This window comes from Hymenobacter saemangeumensis (assembly GCF_039541835.1).
Taxonomy (GTDB): Bacteria; Bacteroidota; Bacteroidia; order Cytophagales; family Hymenobacteraceae; genus Hymenobacter; species Hymenobacter saemangeumensis.
In genome coordinates, this window is record NZ_BAABGZ010000010.1 from 139,314 (window position 1) to 161,529 (window position 22,216).

The window sequence follows — 22,216 nt, forward strand, 5'->3', positions numbered from 1 at the left end:
TTGACCAGAAACCAGAAACCAGCAACAAGAGACCAGAACCTGCCTGCTACAGCGCGTATAGTACAAGCTCGTGTGTAACATCAGCAATAGCTAATAAAAAAGCCCCGCCAGCTCAGCTGACGGGGCTCTTTGTTTGCCTATGGGTTAAGCTTAGGCCTTGGCGTAGGTTACTTCCTTCACGGCCTTCACCACGCGGGCCACGTTGGGCAGCGAGGCTTCGATGAGGGTGGGGGCGTAGGGCAGGGGCACGTCGGCGCAGGTGATGCGGATAACCGGGGCGTCGAGGTAGTCGAAGGCGCGGCGCTGCACGATGTAGGCCAGCTCGCTGGAGATGCTGGCCAGGGGCCAGGCTTCTTCCACTACCACCATGCGGTTGGTTTTCTTAACCGAGTTCACGAGGGTGTCGTAGTCGATGGGACGTACCGAGCGCAGGTCAATTACCTCGGCTGTTACGCCTTCCTTGGCCAGCTCATCGGCGGCAGCATAAGCCACCTTCATCATCTTGCCGAAGCTTACGAGGGTCACGTCGCTGCCTTCGCGCACCACGTTGGCTTTGCCGATTTCCAACACGTACTCTTCCTCGGGCACTTCGCCCTTGTCGCCGTACATCAGCTCCGACTCCATGAAGATAACGGGGTCGGGGTCGCGGATGGCGGCTTTCAGCAGGCCCTTGGCGTCGTAGGGGTTAGAGGGTACTACCACCTTCAGGCCGGGGCAGTTGGCGTACCAGTTCTCGAAGTTCTGGGAGTGCTGGCTCGAAAGCATGCCGGCGTTGCCGGTAGGCCCGCGGAACACGATGGGGCAGGAGTACTGCCCGCCCGACATGGAGTACAGCTTGGCAGCCGAGTTAATCACCTGGTCGATGGCTACCAGCGAGAAGTTAAAGGTCATGAACTCGATGATGGGCAGCAGGCCGTTGGCGGCCGCACCCACGCCGATGCCGGCAAAGCCCAGCTCGGCAATCGGGGTATCAATAACCCGCTCGGGCCCGAACTCGTCGAGCATGCCCTGGCTCACCTTGTAAGCGCCGTTGTATTCGGCCACTTCCTCGCCCATGAGGAACACGCGCGGGTCGCGGCGCATTTCTTCGCTCATGGCCTCACGCAGGGCCTCGCGGAATTGAATAGTACGCATCGAAAAGATTGAAAGAAGCTAAGAGTAAGAAGCAAAACAATGGCCTGGGGCCGTTCGGCAAAGCTACGACTGAGGCTGCGCATGGGCAAGTAAGCTGGCCAGGGCCGAGCCAGGGCCAGCTTTACTTCAGCGCCTCGCGGAAAATCTTCCCCTGGGTGTAGTCCTGAAACTCCAGGTCTTCTACCGCGCGCTGGGCATAGCTGCGGTCCAGCGCCACGGCCTGGCGGATAAGCTGGCCCACAGCGGCTTCGTCTTTGCGGCGGGCGGCTACCACGGCCAGCCCATACACCGGCGCGGCAGCGTTGGGGCGCAGGGCCTGCGCTTTCTGGTATTCGCCGGCCGCCGCCTCGTGCCCTTCTTTCAGCAGGTAGATAAGGGCCAGGTTGAGGTGGTTCTGGTAGGAGGGCCCGGCGTACTGCAGGCTGCGCAGGGCCTCATCGGGCTGGCCCACTTCAATCTCCAAGGCGGCGCGGTCGGAGAATACCTTGCGCAGCAGCGGGCGGGGGCCGCCCAGCTTGATGGCGTAGTCGTAGTTCTGCAGGGCTTCGAGCCGGTCGCCGGCCCGGTGGTAGGCCGTGGCGGCGTGGTAGAAAAACTCGGCCGTGGGGTGGCGGTGGGCTGCCAGCGTGAAGTTGACGCCCGCCCGGCGCAGGAAAGCGCGGCGCACCTTGTCTACCGGCTCTTTTTCTCCGCGCTGCAGCAGCACCACGCCCAGGTTGTGAAAGGCCTCCCAGCTGCCGGTAGAAGCGGCCGACGTTTCGTAGATGCGCTGCTTTTCGGCCAGCAGCGGCGTCAGCGTGGCCGAGAAGCGCAGCTCCTCCGGGCTTAGCGCGTCGGCTTCCAGCTGCTGCTCCACAATCTTTTTCGACAGCAGGTACACCTCGGAGTCGTAGCGCTGCGGCGCAGTGTAGGTCACGGCCACGGTGCCGAAGCGCAGCACCGGGTAGATGTACTCTTCGAGGTAGTCGAAAAAGGACAGCTGATGCAGGGCCCGCTCCTTCTGCTCGTAGCTGCCCCGGGTGTCGTTGATGATGGACACTACCGAGTCCATCTGCTCGGGCTTGAGGGCCGAGGTTGTGACCTTGCTCAGGAACAGGTCCCAGCGCTTGGTATACGCCAGGGTATCGAACTTGATGTTTTCGACCTTGTTGAGGTAGGAGAAGTTCTTGACCCGCTGCTTGTAGTAGTAGAGCAGCATGCGCACGCGCTTACTGGCCAGCCAGGGGTTGCTGGCATCGGCCGAGTCGGGCGAGTGGCCCGCCACAATCATCACCTTCTGGGTGCGCTGGTTGGCGTCGATGAGGTCTTCGAGCGCGGCCACGTTGGTGCCCAGGTAGCCGCGGATAAACCACTGGCCCTGGTCGAAGAAGAAGGGCAGCACGCGGGTGCCGCTCATCACGTTGCTGGCGTGCTCGGGCAGCAGCGTAAGGGTGGTGTCTTCGCGGGTTACGAGCCGGGCCGGGTCGGCAATGCCGCGGGCCACGCGCACATCCTTTGCCTGCAGCACGCGGCCGTTTTTCTTCAGCTGCCGCACCTGGGGGCGGGCCAGCAGCTCGCCGGGGTTGCGCCCGGGCGTGTTGAGCAAGGTAAACGACTTGCGCGCAACCAGCTGATTTTTCACCGAGTCGTCGTACACAAACTCGCCGGGCAGAAAGGAAATCCGGCCTATGGTGTCTTCGCGCATCCCGTGCTCGTAGCGGTAGCGCAGCAGCAGCTCGTACACCACTTTCTTGTGCAGGTGCCGGGCCGGTACGCGGGCCGTTACTTCAAAGGGAACAGTTTCGCCGGCCGCCAGCAGCGGGCTGGGGTAGGCCTTTACCTGCCGCCCGGCTTCCGCCTGCTGAAGTACCCGCGGGAGGGTGCAGCCCTGAAGGCCAACGACTAGCGCCAGCACTCCTACGGCCAGGGGCCGCGAAAAAACATTCATCAAAATGCGCAACAGTAGCAACTTAATCCAACCCATCAAACGTAAACGGCGCCAGTAAGGTCCGCAAACGAGCCACGAAATTAGGCAGTTCCGCTTGCGCCACCCACCCCAAACGCCTATCTTAGCCCAACTGATTGTTTATCTACACCATTTCTACCCCATGAAACGCCTTACCGATTTTCTCGAATCACAGTCGTTCGGACTGTGTTCGGCGCTTGGCCAGCGTTGGGGCTTCAGCACCCGCAGCATCCGGCTTTCGTTTGTCTACGCGTCGTTTTTCACGTTTGGCTCACCAATCGTGCTCTACTTCGCCGGGGTGTTCTGGATGAACGTGCAGCGGGCCATGCGCCAGCAGCGCAGCACGGTGTGGGACCTTTAATTTCAGTTAGCAGTAAGAAGTAAGAAGTAAACAGTTGGCTTGGGCGTCCGGCCACTTTTTCTGCTGCGAGTAAGCAGTTCATAAACAAAGCCCCAATGTCAGGAATGACGTTGGGGCTTTTCACATTAGAAGGTTAGTCGCTGAGAACAGGACGGATTGGCTACGCCGAACTGCGTTTGCTTCGGCTCCGCCTCGCAATGACACGTAAATTTTGCTCACTGCTCACTGCTCACTGCTAACTACAGCCCTAGCTCCGCAAACTTCTTCTTACCCTTGGCGAAGTAGGCCCACACGATGCTGCCCGGGTACACCCCGGGCCGCTCCTGCACGCGCAGGCGGGGGCGGGCCGCTTGCCGCTGCTGCCGCCAGTAGCCCAGCTTGCTATAAAAGCTGAAGTGGGCCCGTAGTACGGCCATGAAGTCTCTGAACTGCCCGGCCGCCAGAAACTTGAGGCCGGCCACGCCGTCGAGCAGCAGGCGCTGCAGCAGGGCACTGCGCAGCTCGCCCGGGGCGGCGTTTTTGTACAGCAGCGCCAGGCCGTTGCGGAAGTTGAGGTAGGTTTTGCGCGGGTTGCTTTTGTGCAGGGTACCGCCGCCTACGTGCAGCACGGTGCTGCCCCCGTAATACCACACTTCCTGCCCGGCATTCCACAGGCGCCAGCAGAAGTCGATTTCCTCCATGTGGGCGAAGAACGCCGGCTCCAGGCCCTGCAGCTCGCGCCAGGCGGTGGCCCGCACCAGGAGGCAGGCCCCGGTGGCCCAGGCCACGGGCCGCGCATCGTTGTATTGGCCCAGGTCCTTTTCCAGCGTATCGAACAGGCGGCCCCGGCAGAACGGATACGCCAGGCGGTCGAGGTAGCCGCCGCCCGCCCCGGCATACTCGAAGAAGGCCGGGTCGGCCTGAGAAAGGATTTTGGGCTGCACGGCCGCAATACGGGGCTGCCGCGCCAACAGGTCGCGCAGGGGGCGCAGCCAGCCCAGTGTTACCTGCACGTCGGAGTTCAGCAGCACGTAATAGTCGCTGTCGACCTGGGCCAGGGCCTGGTTGTAGCCTTCACAAAAGCCCAGGTTACGGTCGAGCAGCAGCAGCTCCACGGTGGAAAAGTCGCGCGCCAGCAGCTCCACCGAGTCGTCGGTAGAAGCATTGTCGGCTACTATCACCCGGGCGCCATCGGCATGCTCCAGCACGCCGGGCAGGAACTGCCGCAGAAACTTCGCCCCGTTCCAGTTCAGGATGACAATAGCTACATCGGCGCAGTCGGCGCCGACAGATGCTGTGAGAGGCTGCGGGGCACTTGCCGTTGCCGGGGGCAGCGGGCTGCCGGCTGCTGACATGGAGTCTTCCTTCCTCATTCCGCTTGGCTCACCTGAAAGCTTAGACGCCAAAGCCGCTCAGGTCCAGGCCGGGAATATTGGGCATGATGCCGCTGGTTTTGCGCTGAATTTCCTGCCGCGCTTTTTCGGCTACCTCCTCCAGGGCTTTGTTCACGGCCGCCACCACCAGGTCGGCTACCATTTCGCGGTCTTGGGGGGTGAGCAGGGTTTCGTCGATTTCAAGCTTGAGCACCTTGCGGTGGCCGTTGGCCGTGGCGCGCACCATGCCGCCCCCGGCCTCACCCGTTGCTGTGATGTGCTGAAGCTCCTGCTGGGCCTGCTGCATCTTGTCCTGCAGCTCCTTCACCTTGCCCATCATGCCCATGATGTCGAATGCCATAGTCTTGGTTTTTAGTTGTCAGTTGTCAGTTGTCAGTTGTCAGTTGTCAGTTGTCAGTTGTCAGTTGTCAGTTGTCAGGATTGTTCTGGAGTCAGCGCTTATCAGAACAATCTGACAACTGACAACGAACAACTGACAACCAAATCCTGCTTATTTCAAAATAGTAACCGAGCCTGTCCGCGTTACGGCAGTTCCGGTTTCGTCGTTCAGAAAAAAGCGCCACACGTAGGCGCCGTTCACGGGGGCGCGGCCATTGATGCTACCATCCCAGGTGTCGGAGCGCTGCGTGCCGCGGAACACTTCCTGCCCGTTGCGGTCGACCACCACAAAGCTGTAGTTTTTCAGGAAGCGCCCTTTAATCTCCAGCACGTCGTTCAGCCCGTCGCCGTTGGGCGTGAAGGCCGACGGCACGGTGAGGGCAACCTGCCGGGCCACGCTCGCCACGTTGGAGTAGCTGAACGTGCCGGCTGGCAGCGTGCCGCCGCTGATTTGGAGGCGGTAGCGCAGCACCTGCCGGTCGCTGGGCGGCAGGGGGTCGGTGGTGGTGGCCGGAAAGCTGCTGAGCACCGTGCCATCAGCATCGAGACGCTGCAGGGTATAGGTAAAGCCCGTGCCCGGGCCGGTGAAGGGCGTCCAGGAAAAGTTGATGAGGTTGCCATCGGCATCGGCCGCGCGGGCCGTCAGAAAGGCCGGGCAGCTGGGGGCGCTTTCTGCGGAGGAGTTGCCGCACACGTCCACGAAGCGCAAAGTGTAGCAGGGCGGGGCCGCTTTCAGCACATCGAAGGAGGTAGAGTCGCCTACCACACGGGCCGTCATCACATTGGCAATATCGGCCCCGCTGCCGCTGCCCGTCGTTTTGCGGTAGCGCAGGGTGCTGCCCGTGGGAATGGTGCCGCCGGGCAGCAGGGGGCGCAGCTCCACCGTGTTCTGGAAGGTGAAGCCGGCCACCAGGCTTGGTTGGGGCGGAGCGGGGCCCAGCACGGCCGTTACGGCGGCTTCGTTTGATATCGATTCTTCCGCCCCGGCCAGCACGGCCGTGGCCCGGTAGGTATAGCGCTGCCCGCAAATGATGTTGCTGGCATCCTCGTAGCTCCGGGCCGTGCCGGGCAGGGTCGTCAGCAGGGTGCCGTTGCGCTCCACCCGAATAGAAGCCGCCGCTCCCGCATAGCTAAAAGCAAGGTTGTTGCGGCCAGCGGCGGCCGTGGCCGTAAGCCCCACCGCGCACAGGCTGGCCGAAGTGGCCGGGTCCAGCTCGCAGGCATCGGTGCGGCGCAGCTGGTAGCAGCCGGCGGCCGGCCCAGGCAGGGTTAGGCTGCTGGCAGGCGGGGTAATCGTGGCAACCGGCTGGAAGCCGCTGCCGTTATCGTTTAGTACGGTATAGCGGTAAGGAGCCAGCACATTGCCAAAGGCGAGGGTAGCCGCGCTGCCGGGCTGGGCACCCTGCGTTAGCCGCACAAGGCGGGGCGTGGGGGCTGCACCCAGCGCAGTGAAGGTCTTGGTCTGGCTGGCCCCGCAGGTGGGGTTGCCCGTATAGTTGCCGCTTACCGTGACACTGGTGGCGCCATTCGTAGGCTGGAAAGGAAAGGGCGCATTGCCAGGGTAGGGCCCCTGGCGCGGCCCGCTGCCCACCTGGATAAAGTACTGGTCGTAGCTCGTGCCGGGCTTCAGGGTCACACGCACGTTGTTGCCCGAGCAGGGCTCCAGGTCGAAGTCGGGTGTGGGAGTGGGGTTTACGTTATAGGTGATGCGGTAAAGCAGGCTGGGAGGGCCACCGCCCGAGTTGTTGTTGATGACCACGAAGATGGTCACGGGGCCCGCGGCAGAGGGCGTGTACTCGTTGGAAGGCAGGTTGGTGGGGTTGCAGCCCGGAATAGCCTGCACAGTACCCGGGGCGGCGTGGTAGCTAGCCGTAAAAGGCATGGGCGCATTGCAGGGTACAAACTGCACCCGCTGGCCTACGCACAGCGATGTAACTTCCTGAGCTGGGTTGCTGCCGGCCACAATGGCCCGGAAACCCACTGTGCAGCCCGGCTGCGGGGCCGAGGGCGGGCAGTCCGTCTGGGCCAGGGCCGGCTGGGTGAGCAGGTACAGCAGCCAGACAAGAACAATTGAATACTTCATAAGTGAGGTCTAACGCCGGCCGAGGCAGTTTCTTGCCCATAGCCGCACGAAATGGACGACTTAGGCAGCGCTACTGCCAGTCAAACTTACGGACGAAGGCCGCGGCCTTGTGCAGGTCGGGGTAGAGCACGCGGTCGCGCACCACAAACTTCACTTCCTCGCGGAAGGCATCCACTACCTTTTCCAGGGCCTCGGAGCTGCGGCCGGGGCGGCGGAACTGCAGGGCCTGCACGGCCGTGAGCAGCTCGATGCCCAGCACCTGCTCCACGTTGTCGAGCACGCGGCGGCTTTTGGTAGCGGCGTTGGCGCCCATGCTCACGTGGTCTTCCTGGCCGTTGCTGCTTACGATGGAGTCGGCGCTGGCGGGCGTGCACAGCTGCTTGTTCTGGCTTACGATGCCCGCCGCGGTGTACTGCGGAATCATGAGCCCGGAGTTCAGGCCCGGCTCGGCCACGAGGTAGGTGGGCAGGCCGCGCTGCCCGGAAATGAGCTGGTAGGTGCGGCGCTCGGAGATGTTGCCCAGCTCGGCCACGGCCAGGGCCAGGTGGTCGAGGGCCAGGGCCAGGGGCTGGCCGTGGAAGTTGCCGCCCGACACAATGAGGTCGTCGTCGGGGAAGATGTTGGGGTTGTCGGTGACGGAGTTGCACTCGGTTTCCACCACGCCGGCTATGTAGGCCAGGGCGTCGCGGCTGGCGCCATGCACCTGGGGCTGGCAGCGGAAGGAGTAGGGGTCCTGCACGGCCATGCGGGGCTGGGTCTGCAGCTCGGAGCCGGCCAGCAGCTCGCGCAGGTGCCGGGCCACTTCCACCTGCCCGGCATGGGGCCGGATGCGGTGCAGCTGCTCAGCAAACGGGTCGATACGCCCGCCAAAGGCTTCCAGGGAAATGGCGCCAATGACGTCGGCTGCTACCAGCAGGCGCTGGGCGCGCAGCACGCCTTCCACGGCATAGGCCAGCATGAACTGGGTGCCGTTGAGCAAAGCCAGGCCTTCCTTGGCCTGCAGCTCCAGCGGGCTCCAGCTGAAGAGGCTCAGCGCGTCGGTGGCAGCGAGGCGGTAGCCCTGGTAGTTTACTTCGCCCAGGCCCAGCAGCGGCAGGCAAAGGTGGGCCAGGGGGGCCAGGTCGCCGCTGGCTCCCAGGGAGCCCTGCTCGTACACCACGGGGTACATCTCGCGGTTGTACATGGCCAGCAGCCGCTCGGCGGTGGCCACCTGCACGCCGCTGTGGCCGTAGCTCAGGCTCTGAACCTTCAGAAACAGCATGAGGCGCACCAGCTCCTGGGGCACTTCGTGGCCGGTGCCGCAGGCGTGCGACATCATCAGGTTTACCTGCAGCTGCCCGCGCTCTTCGGGCGCGATGCTCACGTTGTACAGGGAGCCGAAGCCGGTGTTGATGCCGTAGATGGGCGCATCGGAAGTTTCCAGCTTGCGGTGCAGGTAGGCGTGGCAGTCGGCCAGGCGCTGGCGGGCGTCGTCGCCCAGCTCTACTCTGGGGCTTTCGGTAAGAATGGCGGCCAGGTCGGCCAGGCTCAGGTGCCGGGTGGGCGAGAGGGAGTGGGTGGGCATGCAGGGGTGGGTGGGAGGGCGGGATTTAGATTTTAGAACTTAGACCCGAGACGTTAGACNGAGACGTTAGACCCGAGACGTTAGAAAGTTCTATCAGCTTTTCAGAACAATTCTAATGTCTAACGTCTCACGTCTAATGTCTTAGTTCTCATGCTATGGCTAGTCGTGCGTCAGCGCCGACACCACCTCGCCAATCGGCAGGGTCTTTTCCTCGCCGCTGGCCAGGATTTTGATTTTTACGATGCCCTGGCTTAGCTCCTCCGGCCCCATGATGATGACCAGCGGAATGCCCTTGGCATCGGCGTACTTGAATTGCTTTTGCAGCTTCACGGTGTCGGGGTAAAGCTCGCTGGGCAGGCCGGCGGCGCGCAGCTGCGCCAGCAGGCCCAGGGCGGCCGGCAGGGTGGGACCGTCGAAGTTGGTAATGAGGCAGCGGGTAGGAGTTTCGCCAGTGGGCTTGAACAGGTCCAGCGACTCCAGGCAGTCGTAAAGCCTATCTACGCCGAATGAGAAGCCCACGCCCGACACGCCCGGCAGGCCGAAGGAGCCGGTGAGGTTGTCGTAGCGGCCGCCGCCGCTCACGCTGCCCATCTGCACGTTGTTGATTTTTACCTCGAAGATGCAGCCGGTGTAATAGGAGAGGCCCCGCGCCAGGGTGGGGTCAAACTCCAGGCGGTCGAATTGGTTGAAGCCCGAGGCTTGGAGCAGCGCACGCACCTCCCCGAGCTCGGCCAGGCCGCGGTAGCCGCTCAGCGGCGACTCGCCCTGCTCGGCCAGCGACTTGCCTTCGGCGAAGCCATCGGGCTCCACCCCGGAGGTGGCAAAGCCCGCCAGCAGGCGCTCCAGCTTTTCCTCGAAGTTGCCTTCCACACTCAGCAGCTCAAACAGCGTGTCGATGGTGGGCTGGGTGAATCCCTTGCCCAGCAGCTCGTTGCTAACGCCCTCGCGGCCGATTTTGTCGAGCTTGTCGATGGCCACGAACAAATCCGTTTCCTGGCCTTCGCCGCCCAGGGCCTGGTAGATGTTGCGCAGCACCCCGCGGTGGTTGATTTTAATGGTGAAGTCGTACAGCCCCAGCTGGTGCAGCACCTGGCTCATCATGAGCACGATTTCCGCTTCGCAGAGCAGGGAGTCGGTGCCTACCACGTCGGCATCGCACTGGTAAAACTCGCGGTAGCGGCCGCGCTGGGGACGGTCGGCGCGCCACACGGGCTGCATCTGGTAGCGCTTGAAGGGGAAGGTGAGCGTGCCCCGGTTCATGGCCACGTAGCGGGCAAAAGGCACGGTGAGGTCGTAGCGCAGGCCTTTCTCGGCAATCTTGGGCAGCACGGCTTTGGGGCCGGCTTCCAGGTCGTCGGCCGTCACGGTGGGCGTGGTTTCGCCTTTGCGCTCTTTCACCAGGAAGTTGCCGGAGTTCAGTACTTTAAACAGCAGCTGGTCGCCCTCGTCGCCGTACTTGCCGGTAAGCACCGACAGGTTTTCCAGCGTGGGCGTTTCGAGCGGGGCGAAGCCAAACTGCTCGAACGTGCGGCGAATAACGTTGAAGATGTGCTGACGGCGGGCCACCTGGGCCGGGCCAAAGTCGCGGGTGCCTTGCGGTATACTGGGTTTTTGCATAACGGCGCAAAGGTAACTCCCCACCTTTTTTAAGGAGGGGAGATTTTCACGCCGCGAAAATTGGGGTGGTGAACGTCGTTGAACGATGCCAGCACGACGCATGCCCCTGCCATTCAGCCCCTGAAGCAGGCAAAGCCTTTCAAGCAAAAAACAAACCCCGCCACCGGGCTAACCGGCGGCGGGGCTTTTTGCAGAAGAAAGGAATGGTGGAGGGAAGGAGAAGCGGAGCAGAAAAAAGGTGAGAAGGAGCGCAGGGAGAACGCGCAGCCGACCGATTATTGTCTGGCTGCTCAGGGCTTATTAGAATCCACGGCCACGCGGGTTTCGCGCTGGGCCAGGGCCCAGGCCGTGTGAAAAATCAGGTGGTCGCGGCGGGCCATGGCCGGAAAGTCAATCTTGTCCACGTCGTCGGTGCTTTTGTGGTAGTCGTCGTGGTCGCCGCTGGTGTAGAAAATCACCGGGATGCCATTTTTGGCGAAGTTGTAGTGGTCGGAGCGGTAGTAGATGCGCTCCGGGTCGTTGGGGTCGTTGTACTTATAGTCCAGGGCCAGGGGATTGTACTGCTGGTTGGTGGCCTCGCTCAGGGCGTGCAGCTCCGACGAGAGCTTGTCGGCGCCCACCAGGTAGAGGTAGTCGCCTTTGCCGGCGTGCTCCTCGTCCACGCGGCCTATCATGTCGATGTTGAGGTTGGTGACGGTATTGGCCAGCGGAAACACCGGGTTTTCGGTGTAGTACTGCGAGCCCAGCAGGCCGGCTTCCTCGCCGGTGTTGGCCAGGAACAGCAGGCTGCGGCGCGGCCCGTGCCCGTCTTTCTTGGCCTGGCTGAAGGCGCGGGCCATGGCCAGCACGCTCACCGTGCCGGAGCCGTCGTCATCGGCGCCGTTCATCACCTTGCCGTCTTTCATGCCCAGGTGGTCGTAGTGGGCCGACACCACAATCAGCTCCTCTTTCTTATCGCTGCCTTCGAGGTAGCCCAGCACGTTTTCGGTGGTAAAGGGCACCTTATTGCGCACCGCCCGCAAAGTAGCCGCAGCGGGCGTAAAGGGCGAAGCCAGGGGCTTGCCGGCTTTGGCCACGGCCTTGCGGTATTTGTCGAGGCCGGCTACCGTAGTGCCCAGCATTCGCGCTCCCAGCTCGGGCGAAACCAGCAGGCCGTTGAAGCCATGCTCATCCGACGCTTTGCCGTCGAACTCAATTTCCTCCCGGCCCAGGGCGCGCTTGAAGTTGGCCGGCACCGTGGCAAAGGCCTCCGCACTGGGCAGGATGAAGGTGATGGAGCGTGCCCCCAGGGGCATCAGGTGGCGCTGCCGGGCACCAATGCCTTTCAGGTCGAGGGCCGCGTACGGGCTTGGTTTGCCATCGGTGCCCAGCAGGGGCTCGCCCTTGGCATTGAGGGGCTCGCCCATCAACAGCACCAGGTCCTTGCCCTTGTACTCCTGGGTATTGGCCACGAAGTCGGCATATTTTTCATCCACAATGCCGTAGCCAACAAACGCCGGCTGCAAGAGCTGGGGCCGCTCAAAGGCCGCGTTGAGGATGGCATGGAAGTCGGCATTGCCGCGGTAGGTTTTGCCGCCGAGCTGCAGCGTGGTTGCCGCTGCGTCGAGCGCCACGCGGTTGAGGGTGAACTGCTGCAGGTAGGGGTTGGCAGCACCGGTCATCGGGCCGGTGAGGCCGGCCGCGGCAAAAGCGTTGGCCAGGTAGTCGGCGGCCATCTTCTGGCCTTTCTCGCCGGTTTTGCGGCCCTCGTAGGCGTCTGAGGCCAGCACCTCCAAATCCTGGCGCAACGCTTCCGGCGTAATGCTGGCCGCGTAAGTCAGCGACCAGTCCAGTGGTGCCGGCGCCGCTGGCGTAGAAATAGTAACCGCGGCCTGGGACTTGGGTTTTACCTTGCCGCCAGCCGATTTGGCGGGTTGGGCTGCTACGGTTCCGCCAGCCAGCAATAGGGCGAAGGCAAAGAGAGTGGGCTTGTTCATCAGAGCAAAAAGGTGTAAGTAAAAGAAGTAGGATGGTGCAGAAAGAAGGAAGAGCAGGAGCAGGCAGAAGAATGGGTGTTTGGCAGAAAAAAGGAGAACAGGGGCGGGCAGAAGGGAAGAAAAAAGGTTTGCAGAAAAAAGGTGGGTGGGTGAAAGAGAAGAGGAGGCAGAAGAAAGGAGGAGTGGAAAGGCAGAAAAGCGTGCAGAAAAAAGGTGGGGTGGGTGAAGGGAAAGAGGTTTGCAGCGAAAAGGTGGAGTGGAAAGGCAGAAAAGAGCGTGCAGAAAAAAGGGAGAGCAGCGGTGGGAAGGGTTCTGAGGAGGAAGGCGGGGCCGTATTAGCCCCCGAACCCGCCGCCGCCCTGGGGCGCCGTTTCGATGCGCTTGCCGGGCTTGCTGGCGCCCAGGTACCAGGTGAAGCCGAGCCAACCCACGCGGGTTTCGTACTTGGTCTCGTAGTTAGCCTGCAGGTTGGGCGCATTCAGCTCGTAGTTGCGCACCTGGGTGTCGAAGATGTCGCTGACGCGCAGGGTGAGAGCGGCGCGGTCCTGGAACAGGCGCTGGCGCAGGGCAATGTCGACGCCGCCGGTGGGCAGCTGCCGGCCCTGGCCGGTGAGGGTAGCCGAGCGGAACGAGCCGGTGAGCTGCACGTCGAGGGTTTTGGTGGGCTGGAAGTTGTTGTTGAGGCGCAGGGTGCCGGCCAGGGCGCTGCGGTTGTTCTGGCTGGCGGCGTTGTTGGCTACTTCGTTGCGGAAAAGGGAGCCGCTGGCCGCCACGCGCCACCACTTGGCCAGGGGCTGGTTCCAGGTGAATTCGGCGCCCAGGTTGGTGATGGTGCCCAGGTTGCGGTAGGTTTCGGCCGTTACCAGGCCGGCGCCGTTGTTGGCGGCGGTAGCAGCCTCGTCTACAGCCCGCACGCTCTGGATGGCATTGTCGGTAAAGCGGCCGAAAAGGGTGGTGGTGAAGGTAGCGCCGCTGGTCAGGGTAATCTGGTGGCCCAGCTCTACGTTGTGGCTGAACTCAGCGCGCAGGGCGGGGTTGCCGGTGCGGTAGTTCAGGGGGTCCTGGTAGAAGGCGAAGGGCAGCTGCTGCATGAAGTCGGGGCGGTTCAGGCGGCGGGCGTAGCTGGCCTGCACTTTCTGCTGGCCGGGCTTCTCACCCAGCTCCTTGGCCAGCGTAGCCGAGGGAAAGAAGCTCAGGTACTTCACGTCGTAGCTGCCCGTCTGGTTTTTCAGCTCGCCGCTCACCGCGGTATACTCGCTGCGCAGGCCGGCCAGGGTGCTCCAGCCGTGGCCGAGCGGGCGCTGGTAGGTTAGGTAAGCGGCCGGAATAACTTCGTTGTTGGTGTATTTCATGGAGCGGGCGGCGTTGTACACGAACTCGCCCGGGCGGCCCTCCACGGGCAGGGACATGTCGGCCCCGCCGGTGCTGCTGCCTGCCTGCACCTTGGCGCCGGCTTCGAAGCGGCCTTTGCCTTCGGCCAGGGGATGCACGTAGTCGACACCCGCGAAGAAGATGTTGGCGTCGAGGCGCAGGTCCTGGCGCCAGCCGCCGGCCAGGGCGCCGGTCACGGTCTGGGTGACGGGGGCATGGGCGTCGATGCGCACCCAGCCGGCATTGGCGCTCAGCTCCCGGCCTTCCTGCTTGGCCCAGGTATGACGGAGGTTGGTGCTGGCATTCATAACCTTTACATCTACCTCCAGCTCCTGGGTGGCCTTTTGGGTGCTGGTGCTGCCATTGGCCGCGTGCTGGGTGAGTACCGACTGGCCGACCTCGCGGTTGCCTTCCAGGCCGGGGGTCAGGTTGAAGCCCAGGCTGGTGTTGGGGCTCAGCTCGTAATCCAGGCCCAGGCTCAGGCGGTGGTTGGTGGAGTGGTCGCGCTCGCTGCCGTTCTGCTGGCTGCGCAGCTGGCTGCCGTTGGGCAGGGTGGCCAGCTGCTGGTTTTCGCGGGTTTCGAGGTACACCTGGTCGCGGCCGCTGTAGTTCAGGTTCCAGTTGGCTTTGCCCTGGCGCCGGCTCAGGCTCAGCGAGGGCGAGTACTTGTCGCGGGTGCCCACCACCAGGCCGGCCTGGCCGTTGAAGCCGTTCTTCTTCTGCTTTTTGGTGATGATGTTAATCACGCCGGCACCGGAGGCGTCGTACTTGGCCGAGGGGTTGGTCATGATTTCCACCTGGGCAATCTGCGAGGCCGGAATCTGGTCGAGGCGCGGGCCGTTGCCGCCGTTGCTGGTGCCCGAAGGCTTGCCGTCAATCAGAATGGTGAGGTTGGAGGAGCCGCGCATGCTTACCGTACCCCGGGCGTCTACGGCCACGGAGGGCACGTTCTGCAGCACGTTCACGGCCGTGCCGCCCACGCTGCCCAGGTCTTTCTCCACGTTGATAACCTTCTTGTCGAGGCTTTCCACTACGGTTTCTTTCTGGCCCTGCACCACTACTTCGGCCAGCTTGGTGGTGGCGGGCGCCACTTTCAGGGCGGGCAGCTGCACGCTGGGCTGCTCGGCCGTGAGCACCACCCGGCTGCGGCCGGCCTGGTAGCTCAAGGCCTGGGTGCGAATGATGTACGTGCCCAGGGCCAGCTCCTTCACGGCAAAGCTGCCGTTCTCAGTTGTCTGCACGCCGGTCACCAGGGTGGAGTCGGCGGCGCGCAGCACCAGCACGTCGGCAAAAGGCAGGGCCTGGCCGTTGGTTTCCTGCAGGCTGCCCCGCACGCTGCCCGGGCCCTGGGCCATGGAGCTGAGAGGCGAGAAGATGCCGAGCAGGCTCAGGCAGAAGGCAGTTTGAAAAAAGCGGGTGCAAGTAAACGTTTTCATGGTGCGGAAGTGGTGAGCAGCTGGCGGGTTCCTGAAGATTTTGCTGGCAGCGGCCGCGGTTCCGCTGGAGAGGTTTCAGGGTTTAGGCAGGTGCCCGGGTGAGTGGTTTTGGTGAAGAGGAAGGCCGAAGGCAGGGCTAGCGGGTGTTCTTTGGTACGAGCTACTGTCAGGTACTTTGCTTTCGACAGAACAAACTTACAGCAGGTACTTTGTAACGCAAGGTACTGTTTCAAATATTTAGCGTCATAGCAACAGTGCCATGTTTTAACTATTTGAAAACCAATTCGAAAATTTTGTTAAAAAATTCTCCGGCAGTGGCAGGCTAAGCCAGGCTTGCCTGCGGGAGGTGGCCGGCAGATGCATCCACAGAATTTGTGGTTGCCCGGAGCTCCTGAAAAATCAGCAAAAAGCCCGGACAAACGCTGGCTGTCCGGGCGGTGAATGGATAAAGGAGCAATTGATTGCCTTAATCCAGGATGTCATAAAAGTGTAGCTCAGTATTGGGACCTACCGCCGGCTGGTATGCCGGCTTGCCTTCACCTGCTTTCTGCCGCCCGTCTGGCCTGGTGCATCACCGAATGCGCCAGTGGGGCTTTCCAGGCGGCCCGGATTCCCGCCTGCTTCAGCGCCTGGTTGGTCCAGTCGTTGCAGGTGCGCAAGGCATGGTAGCGCCCCCGGGCCCGGAAGAAAAAGTCTTCGGGCGTGTAGCCCGCCGGGTTGCGCATAGCTAGGCGTCCGGTGCTGTCGCGGGCAAAAGAAGCCTGCACGTAGCGCACTAGGCGGCCATACTGCTCCGCGTTTACTTGCAGGGCGGCCACCCGTGCGCCCGGTCGGGGCGCCCGCTGGTAGAAATTGACATGCATCAGGGTTGGGCCGGGCCAGAATATTGCCTTCAGCGTAGTGCCTACGCCCGGAAAGCGGTGGTCGTAGGAATCCAGGTAGAAGCCCTCGTTGCCCCAGCCCAGTGCCACGTACTCATAGCCGCGGAAACGGGCCTGCCAGTCGTTGTTTTCGAGAAACACCAGCCAGTCGGTGCCAGAGCGAGGCTCCCGCAGCGGAAACAGCAGGTCGGTGTGAAAGCCATTCGAAACCACATAGAGCGGAATGCCGCCCGGGGTGGCCCGAAAGTCCCGGTTGACCGGCACACAGGTACCCAGCAGCAAGAGCAGCGGCAGCAACACAGGAGTCAGCAGAAAGCGAAGCTTGGCAGGCACGGCGAATCAGGTTAGGTAGGGCCCTTGATACAAGCCGCAGGGCCGCAGTAACCCGTTTATGCCAAAAAAGTCCGCAGACGCGCGCTAGCAGTAGCCAGCCCGGGTATTGGGCTTTACCTGGCTTCAGTCGTATTCCTCATCCCCCCACATCCACTCCGCCACCGCTCGACGAGTCGGGGCTGCGGCGGGGGCGGCGCGGGGCCTGGTCCTGCTGCCCAAAGCGGTAGCTGAAGCCCAGGAACGCAATGCGCGACTCCCGCTTGAGCAGAATGTCCATGGTCACGTCGGGTGTCGTTACCACCACGCCCGTCTGGTTCAAGTCAAATACGTCGGACACGCGCAGGGTAATGCTGCCCCGGTCCTTGAGCACATCCTTTTTCAGGGAAAGGTCGACGAAGTACTGCTCGGCCACGCGGCCCTGGTTCGACACGTTGGGCGAGCGGTAGGTGCCGGTCAGCTGCACGTCGAGCTTGGGCAGGGGCGTAAACGTGGTGTTGAGGCGGGCGGTGTACACAAAGGCCTGGTTGGCGATTTCCCGGCTTTCATCGCCCGAAATCAGGCTGCGGAACGCCGAGGTGTTGGCACTGAGGCGCCACCACTTGGCCAGGGTGTGGTTGAAGCTGATTTCCAGCCCGTAGGTAGTGCTGCGGCCGATGTTGGCAAAGGTGGTGTTCGATACCGGCAGGCGCTGCCCATTCACGGCCGTGGTGGTATCGAGCACGCGGCGCAGCAGCTGAATGCGCTGGTTGGTTTCCCGGAAAAACGCGGTAGTGCTCAGGCTGGCGGCTCCTTTCTGCCACTGGTGGCCCAGCTCCAGCACGTTGCTCAGCTCCGGCAGCAGGGTGGGGTTGCCCACGCGGGTGCTCAGCGGGTTCTCGAACTCCACGAAGGGCAGCTGGGCGTCGATGCTGGGGCGGTTGATTCGCCGCGAATAGCTCAGCTGCAGGCGCTGCTCGGCCGGCAGGGCGTAGGCCACGGTAGCCGAGGGAAACAGGTTGAAGTAGCTGCGCACAAACTCCCGCCCGTTCAGCTCGGGCTGCCCGGCCGTGAGCTGGCCGAGGGTGTTGGTCTGCTCGGCCCGCAGCCCGGCCTGCAGCGTCAGCTTACCGGCTTCGCTGCGCCAGATGCCGTAGCCGGCCTGCACCTGCTCGCGGTAGCGAAAGCTGCGCGTAAGGCCCGGCGCGGGCACAAACTCGCGCCGGTCGAAGGGCAGGGCCGCAAAGTCATTGCCTTCATCGGTGTCGAAGAGGGTGGACTTAGCGCCCGCCTCCACCCGCGTCTTGGGGCTGAGCGGGTGCACGTAGTCCAGCTGCGCCGTGCCCATGATAAAGTTGAAGTAGCCGCGCTGCTGGCGCACGAGCTGCCCGGGCTGCCCTTCGTTGTAGCGCTGCTCCATAAAGGAGCGGCCCCAGCCCACGGGCGTGAGCACCAGGTTGGCCGACAGCTCCCGGCCTTTCTGCTCGGCCCAGGTGCGGCGGTAGTCCAGCATCACGTCCACGGTGCGGCTGCGGGTGCGGGTGGCCGTGGGGCCGCTCAAGGTCCCCAGGTCCTGGCCGGTGGTTTCGTTGCTGATATAAGTGTCCAGTCGTCCTGCCGACTGGTAAGTATTGAACCGGGGCTGCACGCTGAGGGTAAGGCTCTGGGTGGGCGTAAAGTCGTAGTCGAGGCCCAGGCGGGGCGCATGGTTTTCGGCCGTCTGCCCGTACCCGGTCAGCTGCAGGTTGCGGATAAGCTCATTGTTACTCAAGATGCGCTGGTCGCGGCGGTGGTTCACCTGAATTTCGTCGTGCCGCCAGTCGTACGACAGGAAATAGTTGGCCTTGCCCTGGCGGCGGTTCAGGCTCAGGGAGGTGTTGTACTTGCCCCGGGTGCCGAGGTTAAGGGCCGCCCGGCCGTTAAGGCCCTGCTTCTGCTGCTTTTTCAGTACGATGTTGATGATGCCGCCCGCCCCCTGGGCATCGTAGCGAGCCGAAGGGTTGGTCATTACTTCTACCGAGGCAATCTGGGAGGCCGGAATCTGGTCCAGGCCGGCCCGGCCGGCCCCGCTGAGCTTGCCATCAATATAGATTGTGATGTTGGGCGTGCCCCGCAGGCTTACCTGCCCGTTCTGGTCCACCGTCACGGAGGGCACGTTCTGCAGCACATTAATAGCCGTGCCGCCCACGCTGCTCAGGTCTTTCTCCACGTTGATGATGCGCTTGTCGAGCTGGTCCTGCACCACGGCCTTCTCCCCAGTCACCGTCACCTCAGCCAGCTTCGTAGCTGCCGGAGCCAGCAACAGCTCCCCCAGGGTCAGCCCGGGAATGGCCGCGCTCAGCATAATTGGCCGGCGCAGCTCTTCAAATCCCAGCGCCGAGCTCCGGAGCACGTAGGAGCCGAGCGGCACCTTGGTGAATTCAAATCGCCCGTTCTCCCCCGTCTGGACATTGGCTACCACGCTGGTATCGCTACCGCCAGCCCGGCGCAGCAGCACGGTAGAGTAGGGCAGAGGCCGGCGGCTGGCTTGCTCCAGCAGGGTGCCCGTAACCGAGCCGGCCGATTGGGCCCGCAGGCCCAGCGGTAAGGTGAGGAGCAGCGCGGCCAGGCTGTTGCGAAGCAGAGAAAAAAGGTGCGACATAAGTGAAAAAAACAGGAAGTGAGAAAAGTGACTGCCTGCTAGCTGAATAGGTTAATCAGTAAGCGAGGCAATGACTACGACAAGTTTCGTAGGTTGCGCAGACTTAGATGATATATCATAAAAATTTTCAATAAAAAGCCGACTAAATCAGTCGGCAACACGAGGCATGTTGATTGAATACTAGTTATAATGGTGTGAAATTCAGGATTAATACTGGTCGCGCTGCTCAGTAGTGATGGATGCTGAAAAAATCATTTACAGAAATTATCATCCTGCCACAAGTTCAGCTGCATAGTAAGCCTTCAGTCTGAGCAAGCCCCGATGCAACGTCCTGGAAGCAGCTTAGAGCCGTTTCGGTGCTGCTGTAGGTAGAGCAGGCTTTTAGTCCGCGAGGGCGCCCGAATTGGTGAACTCGCAGACTAAGATTCCGCGCTACTGAGCGGCGTACCCTGACGGCGAAACCGCTCCAGAGCATCACTTTCAATGCCTATCCTTTCGAGGGAAAGAGGCTTGGCCGATGCCCGAAGAGCAGTGCGCTGCTGCTCTGTTAGGTGGAGGGCATCAGCCGCCAAAGTCCAGACCTCCGCCATTTTGCTGCTGCTCGGGCCGGCGGCGCCGCTGCTCCTGCTGGCCGAAGCGGTAGGTGAAGCCCAGCCAGGCTACCCGCGTTTCGCGCTTAAAGGCAAAGTCGGTTTCCAGACCCGGGCCGTAGGCATGCACCAGGAACTTCTGCGTGTCGAACACATCGGATACCCGCAGGGAAATGCTGCCCCGGTCATTGAGTACTTCTTTCCGCACGGCTATCTCCATAAAGTAGATAGGCTCGATGCGCCCCTGCGCTGCCACGTTGGCCGAGCGGTAGTTGGCCGTCAACTGCACGTCCAGCTTTTTAACGGGGGTAATGGTTGTATTCAGTCGGGCCGTACCCACGAAGTTGGAGTTGTCGGCCTCGGTGCTGCTGATGCTGCTGACGTTGTTACGAAATACCGAGCCGTTGGCGCTCAGGCGCCACCACTTCGTCAGTGGCTGGTTCAGGCTAAGCTCCAGGCCGAAGCTCTCGTTGCGGTCGGTATTCACAAAGCTTGTGCGCGTCACCACATAGCCCACGGCGGCCGAAGCCGTGGGGTCAATTTCGCGGTAACGCTGAATCTGGTTTTGGGTGAGGCGGTAGAAAAACACCGTGCTGAGCGTGGCGCCGCCCCAGCTTTTCTGGTGGCTAAGCTCCAGGGCGTTGATGTTTTCGGGCCGCAGGCGCACGTTGCCGATGCGGTAGTTGCGCGGGTCGGAATAGTTGGCAAACGGCAGCATGGTCGACACGTCAGGCCGGTTCACGCGGCGCGAGAAGCCCAGCTGCAGGCGCTGGTCCTGGGGCAGCTCCCGCGTGAGCGTGGCCGAGGGGAAGAAGTTGACGTAGTCCTGGTTAAACTCTTCGCCCGTGGTGCGCAACAGTCCCCGCAGGGTGGTGGCTTCCACCCGCAGGCCCGCCTGAAAGCTCAGCTTGCGGGCCGTTTCATTCTGGTACTGCAGATAGCCGGCCTGCACGTACTCCTTAAAGAGGTAGGCATTGGAGCGGCTGGCGTCGCGCACCAGTTGCCCATCCTGCAGGCGGGTAAAGTCGAAGCTGCCATCGGTGCCGCGGAAGGTGCTTTTCAGCCCCGCATCGAAGCGGCCTTTCTCGCCGATGGGCAGCACGTGGTCGGCCTGCGCCGAGCCCTGGTTGAGGCGAAAGGCAATATCCTGCTGCTGAATCAGCTCCAGGGGCTGGCCCTCGTTCTGGCGCTGAGACAGCACCTGGTTTCCCTTTACCGGCGAGAATACCGCCCCAACCGTCAGCTCGCGCCGCTTCTGCTCGGCCCAGGTGCGCCGGAAGTCCGCCGTGAAGTCTACGGATGGAAACGTCGTCGTGGTCAGGTTACGACCGGTCAGAATATCGGTGCGCACCAGGGAGTCGCCGGGCGCACTGCGGAAGCCGTAGCGGGTCGTCAGCTCGGTGCGCAGGTCTTCCGGAATGCGGTTGGTGTTGTAGCGCGGCTGCACGGCCAGCGTGAGCGTGTTCTGGGGGTTAAAGCTGTAGTCGGCGCCCAGGCGCACCCCGTGGGAGGCATTCTGCTGGGTCAGGTCGCCCACAATGGCCGTGCTGGCCGCAACGCGCCCGGTTGGCCCGCCGGGCGTGCTCACCCGGTCTACCGTGCTTTGCTGCCGGGTAGTATTGTTTTGCAGAAACCGCTCCTGGCGGAAGTCATAGGAGCCAAAGAGGTTGAGCTTGCCTTTGCGGCGGTTCAGGCTCAGGGAGGTGTTGTACTTGTCGCGGGTGCCCAGGTTCACCGTGGCCGTCCCGTTCAGGCCGTCCTGGCGCTGTTTTTTCAGGACAATGTTGATAATACCGCCACCACCTTCGGCGTCGTACTTAGCCGAAGGGTTGGTCATTACCTCCACCGACTCAATCTGCGAAGCCGGTATCTGGTCCAGGTTTACGGAGCGGCCGCCACCTGCCGCGCCGGTAGGCTTGCCGTCGATGTAGATGGTTACGTTGGAAGTGCCCCGCAGGCTTACCTGCCCGCCCTGGTCTACGGTCACGGAAGGCACATTCTGCAGCACGTTCACCGCGGTGCCGCCCACGCTGCTCAGGTCCTTGGCCACGTTTATCACGCGCTTGTCGAGGTTGTCGACCACCGTGGCGCGCTCGCCTTGCACGGTTACTTCGGCCAGCTTGGTGCTGGCGGCGGCCAGCCGCAGGCTGCCCAGCTGCACAGCCGGCGCGTCCGCCGTCAGGCTGATGGCACGCCGCAGGGGGGCGTAGCCCACCACCGAGGCTTTCAGGGTGTAGCGGCCCAGGGCCACTTTCTCGATGGCAAACGTGCCATTTTCCAGGGTCTGCACGCCCGTTACCAGGCTGGAGTCGGCCCCGGCGCGGTACAGCACCACGTTGCCAAAGGGCACGCCCTGCCCATTGGCCGCGTCGAGGAGGGTGCCGCGCACGGCACCCGGGCCCTGGGCAAGGGCCGGCAATGAAACCAGTACAAACAGGCCGCCGGTCAGTGACAGGCGCGGGGCAGGCAAGCAGAAAGAAAGGCGCATGGGCGTAGGAGTAGGGGACAGAAAAGCGGGCCAATGACTGTTCGCTACCCCTTCCGTTGCACCCTCACC

At 62.7% G+C, this 22,216-nt stretch carries 13 protein-coding genes; 1 reads left to right on the forward strand and 12 read right to left on the reverse strand.

The features are described from left to right. Positions 1 to 150: 150 nt before the first annotated feature. Positions 151 to 1,134 carry a pyruvate dehydrogenase complex E1 component subunit beta gene (locus tag ABD919_RS03355; RefSeq protein WP_345233779.1) on the reverse strand — a complete coding sequence of 328 codons (984 nt, stop codon included), beginning with the start codon at positions 1,132 to 1,134 and terminating at the stop codon, positions 151 to 153. Between the two features lie 121 nt (positions 1,135 to 1,255). After that, a complete protein-coding gene (locus ABD919_RS03360; RefSeq protein WP_345233781.1) occupies positions 1,256 to 3,061 on the reverse strand; it encodes a tetratricopeptide repeat protein in 1,806 nt (601 codons plus the stop codon). 160 nt (positions 3,062 to 3,221) lie between these two features. Here ABD919_RS03360 and ABD919_RS03365 point away from each other — a divergent pair, with 160 nt between their 5' ends. Beyond that, positions 3,222 to 3,440, forward strand: a complete 219-nt coding sequence (locus ABD919_RS03365; RefSeq protein ID WP_345233782.1) for a PspC domain-containing protein — start codon at positions 3,222 to 3,224, stop codon at positions 3,438 to 3,440. 239 nt (positions 3,441 to 3,679) lie between these two features. Here ABD919_RS03365 and ABD919_RS03370 read toward each other — a convergent pair whose 3' ends face one another. From ABD919_RS03370 to ABD919_RS03415, 10 genes are all read right to left on the reverse strand, one after another. Beyond that, positions 3,680 to 4,792 (reverse strand): glycosyltransferase family 2 protein, encoded by a 1,113-nt coding sequence (locus ABD919_RS03370; RefSeq protein WP_345233784.1) that lies wholly within the window; start codon positions 4,790 to 4,792, stop codon positions 3,680 to 3,682. A gap of 22 nt (positions 4,793 to 4,814) precedes the next feature. Then, the gene (locus tag ABD919_RS03375) at positions 4,815 to 5,153 is read right to left on the reverse strand and encodes a YbaB/EbfC family nucleoid-associated protein (RefSeq protein ID WP_345233786.1); all 339 of its coding nucleotides are present in this window, start codon (positions 5,151 to 5,153) and stop codon (positions 4,815 to 4,817) included. A 150-nt stretch (positions 5,154 to 5,303) separates the two neighbouring features. Beyond that, positions 5,304 to 7,274, reverse strand: a complete 1,971-nt coding sequence (locus ABD919_RS03380; RefSeq protein ID WP_345233788.1) for a T9SS type B sorting domain-containing protein — start codon at positions 7,272 to 7,274, stop codon at positions 5,304 to 5,306. 70 nt (positions 7,275 to 7,344) lie between these two features. Further along, positions 7,345 to 8,838 carry a histidine ammonia-lyase gene (gene hutH / locus ABD919_RS03385; protein ID WP_345233790.1) on the reverse strand — a complete coding sequence of 498 codons (1,494 nt, stop codon included), beginning with the start codon at positions 8,836 to 8,838 and terminating at the stop codon, positions 7,345 to 7,347. A 159-nt stretch (positions 8,839 to 8,997) separates the two neighbouring features. Continuing rightward, positions 8,998 to 10,455, reverse strand: a complete 1,458-nt coding sequence (hisS, locus tag ABD919_RS03390) for a histidine--tRNA ligase (protein WP_345233792.1) — start codon at positions 10,453 to 10,455, stop codon at positions 8,998 to 9,000. Between the two features lie 290 nt (positions 10,456 to 10,745). Further along, entirely contained in the window at positions 10,746 to 12,431 is a 1,686-nt protein-coding gene (locus ABD919_RS03395) for a M28 family peptidase (protein ID WP_345233794.1), read from the reverse strand. A gap of 335 nt (positions 12,432 to 12,766) precedes the next feature. After that, positions 12,767 to 15,238 carry a TonB-dependent receptor gene (locus ABD919_RS03400; protein WP_345233796.1) on the reverse strand — a complete coding sequence of 824 codons (2,472 nt, stop codon included), beginning with the start codon at positions 15,236 to 15,238 and terminating at the stop codon, positions 12,767 to 12,769. Between the two features lie 536 nt (positions 15,239 to 15,774). Next, entirely contained in the window at positions 15,775 to 16,452 is a 678-nt protein-coding gene (locus ABD919_RS03405; RefSeq protein ID WP_345233798.1) for a TIGR02117 family protein, read from the reverse strand. 136 nt (positions 16,453 to 16,588) lie between these two features. Continuing rightward, positions 16,589 to 19,069, reverse strand: a complete 2,481-nt coding sequence (locus ABD919_RS03410) for a TonB-dependent receptor (protein ID WP_345233799.1) — start codon at positions 19,067 to 19,069, stop codon at positions 16,589 to 16,591. Positions 19,070 to 19,630: 561 nt separating this feature from the next. Next, positions 19,631 to 22,147 carry a TonB-dependent receptor gene (locus ABD919_RS03415; RefSeq protein WP_345233801.1) on the reverse strand — a complete coding sequence of 839 codons (2,517 nt, stop codon included), beginning with the start codon at positions 22,145 to 22,147 and terminating at the stop codon, positions 19,631 to 19,633. Positions 22,148 to 22,216: the final 69 nt, after the last annotated feature.

Bases quoted from the DNA above. Each gene is read 5' to 3' on its own strand.
- ABD919_RS03355 (WP_345233779.1), bottom strand. From the start codon at position 1,134: ATGCGTACTATTCAATTCCGCGAGGCCCTGCGTGAGGCCATGAGCGAA.
- ABD919_RS03360 (WP_345233781.1), bottom strand. From the start codon at position 3,061: ATGAATGTTTTTTCGCGGCCCCTGGCCGTAGGAGTGCTGGCGCTAGTC.
- ABD919_RS03365 (WP_345233782.1), top strand. From the start codon at position 3,222: ATGAAACGCCTTACCGATTTTCTCGAATCACAGTCGTTCGGACTGTGT.
- ABD919_RS03370 (WP_345233784.1), bottom strand. From the start codon at position 4,792: ATGAGGAAGGAAGACTCCATGTCAGCAGCCGGCAGCCCGCTGCCCCCG.
- ABD919_RS03375 (WP_345233786.1), bottom strand. From the start codon at position 5,153: ATGGCATTCGACATCATGGGCATGATGGGCAAGGTGAAGGAGCTGCAG.
- ABD919_RS03380 (WP_345233788.1), bottom strand. From the start codon at position 7,274: ATGAAGTATTCAATTGTTCTTGTCTGGCTGCTGTACCTGCTCACCCAG.
- hutH (WP_345233790.1), bottom strand. From the start codon at position 8,838: ATGCCCACCCACTCCCTCTCGCCCACCCGGCACCTGAGCCTGGCCGAC.
- hisS (WP_345233792.1), bottom strand. From the start codon at position 10,455: ATGCAAAAACCCAGTATACCGCAAGGCACCCGCGACTTTGGCCCGGCC.
- ABD919_RS03395 (WP_345233794.1), bottom strand. From the start codon at position 12,431: ATGAACAAGCCCACTCTCTTTGCCTTCGCCCTATTGCTGGCTGGCGGA.
- ABD919_RS03400 (WP_345233796.1), bottom strand. From the start codon at position 15,238: ATGAAAACGTTTACTTGCACCCGCTTTTTTCAAACTGCCTTCTGCCTG.
- ABD919_RS03410 (WP_345233799.1), bottom strand. From the start codon at position 19,069: ATGTCGCACCTTTTTTCTCTGCTTCGCAACAGCCTGGCCGCGCTGCTC.
- ABD919_RS03415 (WP_345233801.1), bottom strand. From the start codon at position 22,147: ATGCGCCTTTCTTTCTGCTTGCCTGCCCCGCGCCTGTCACTGACCGGC.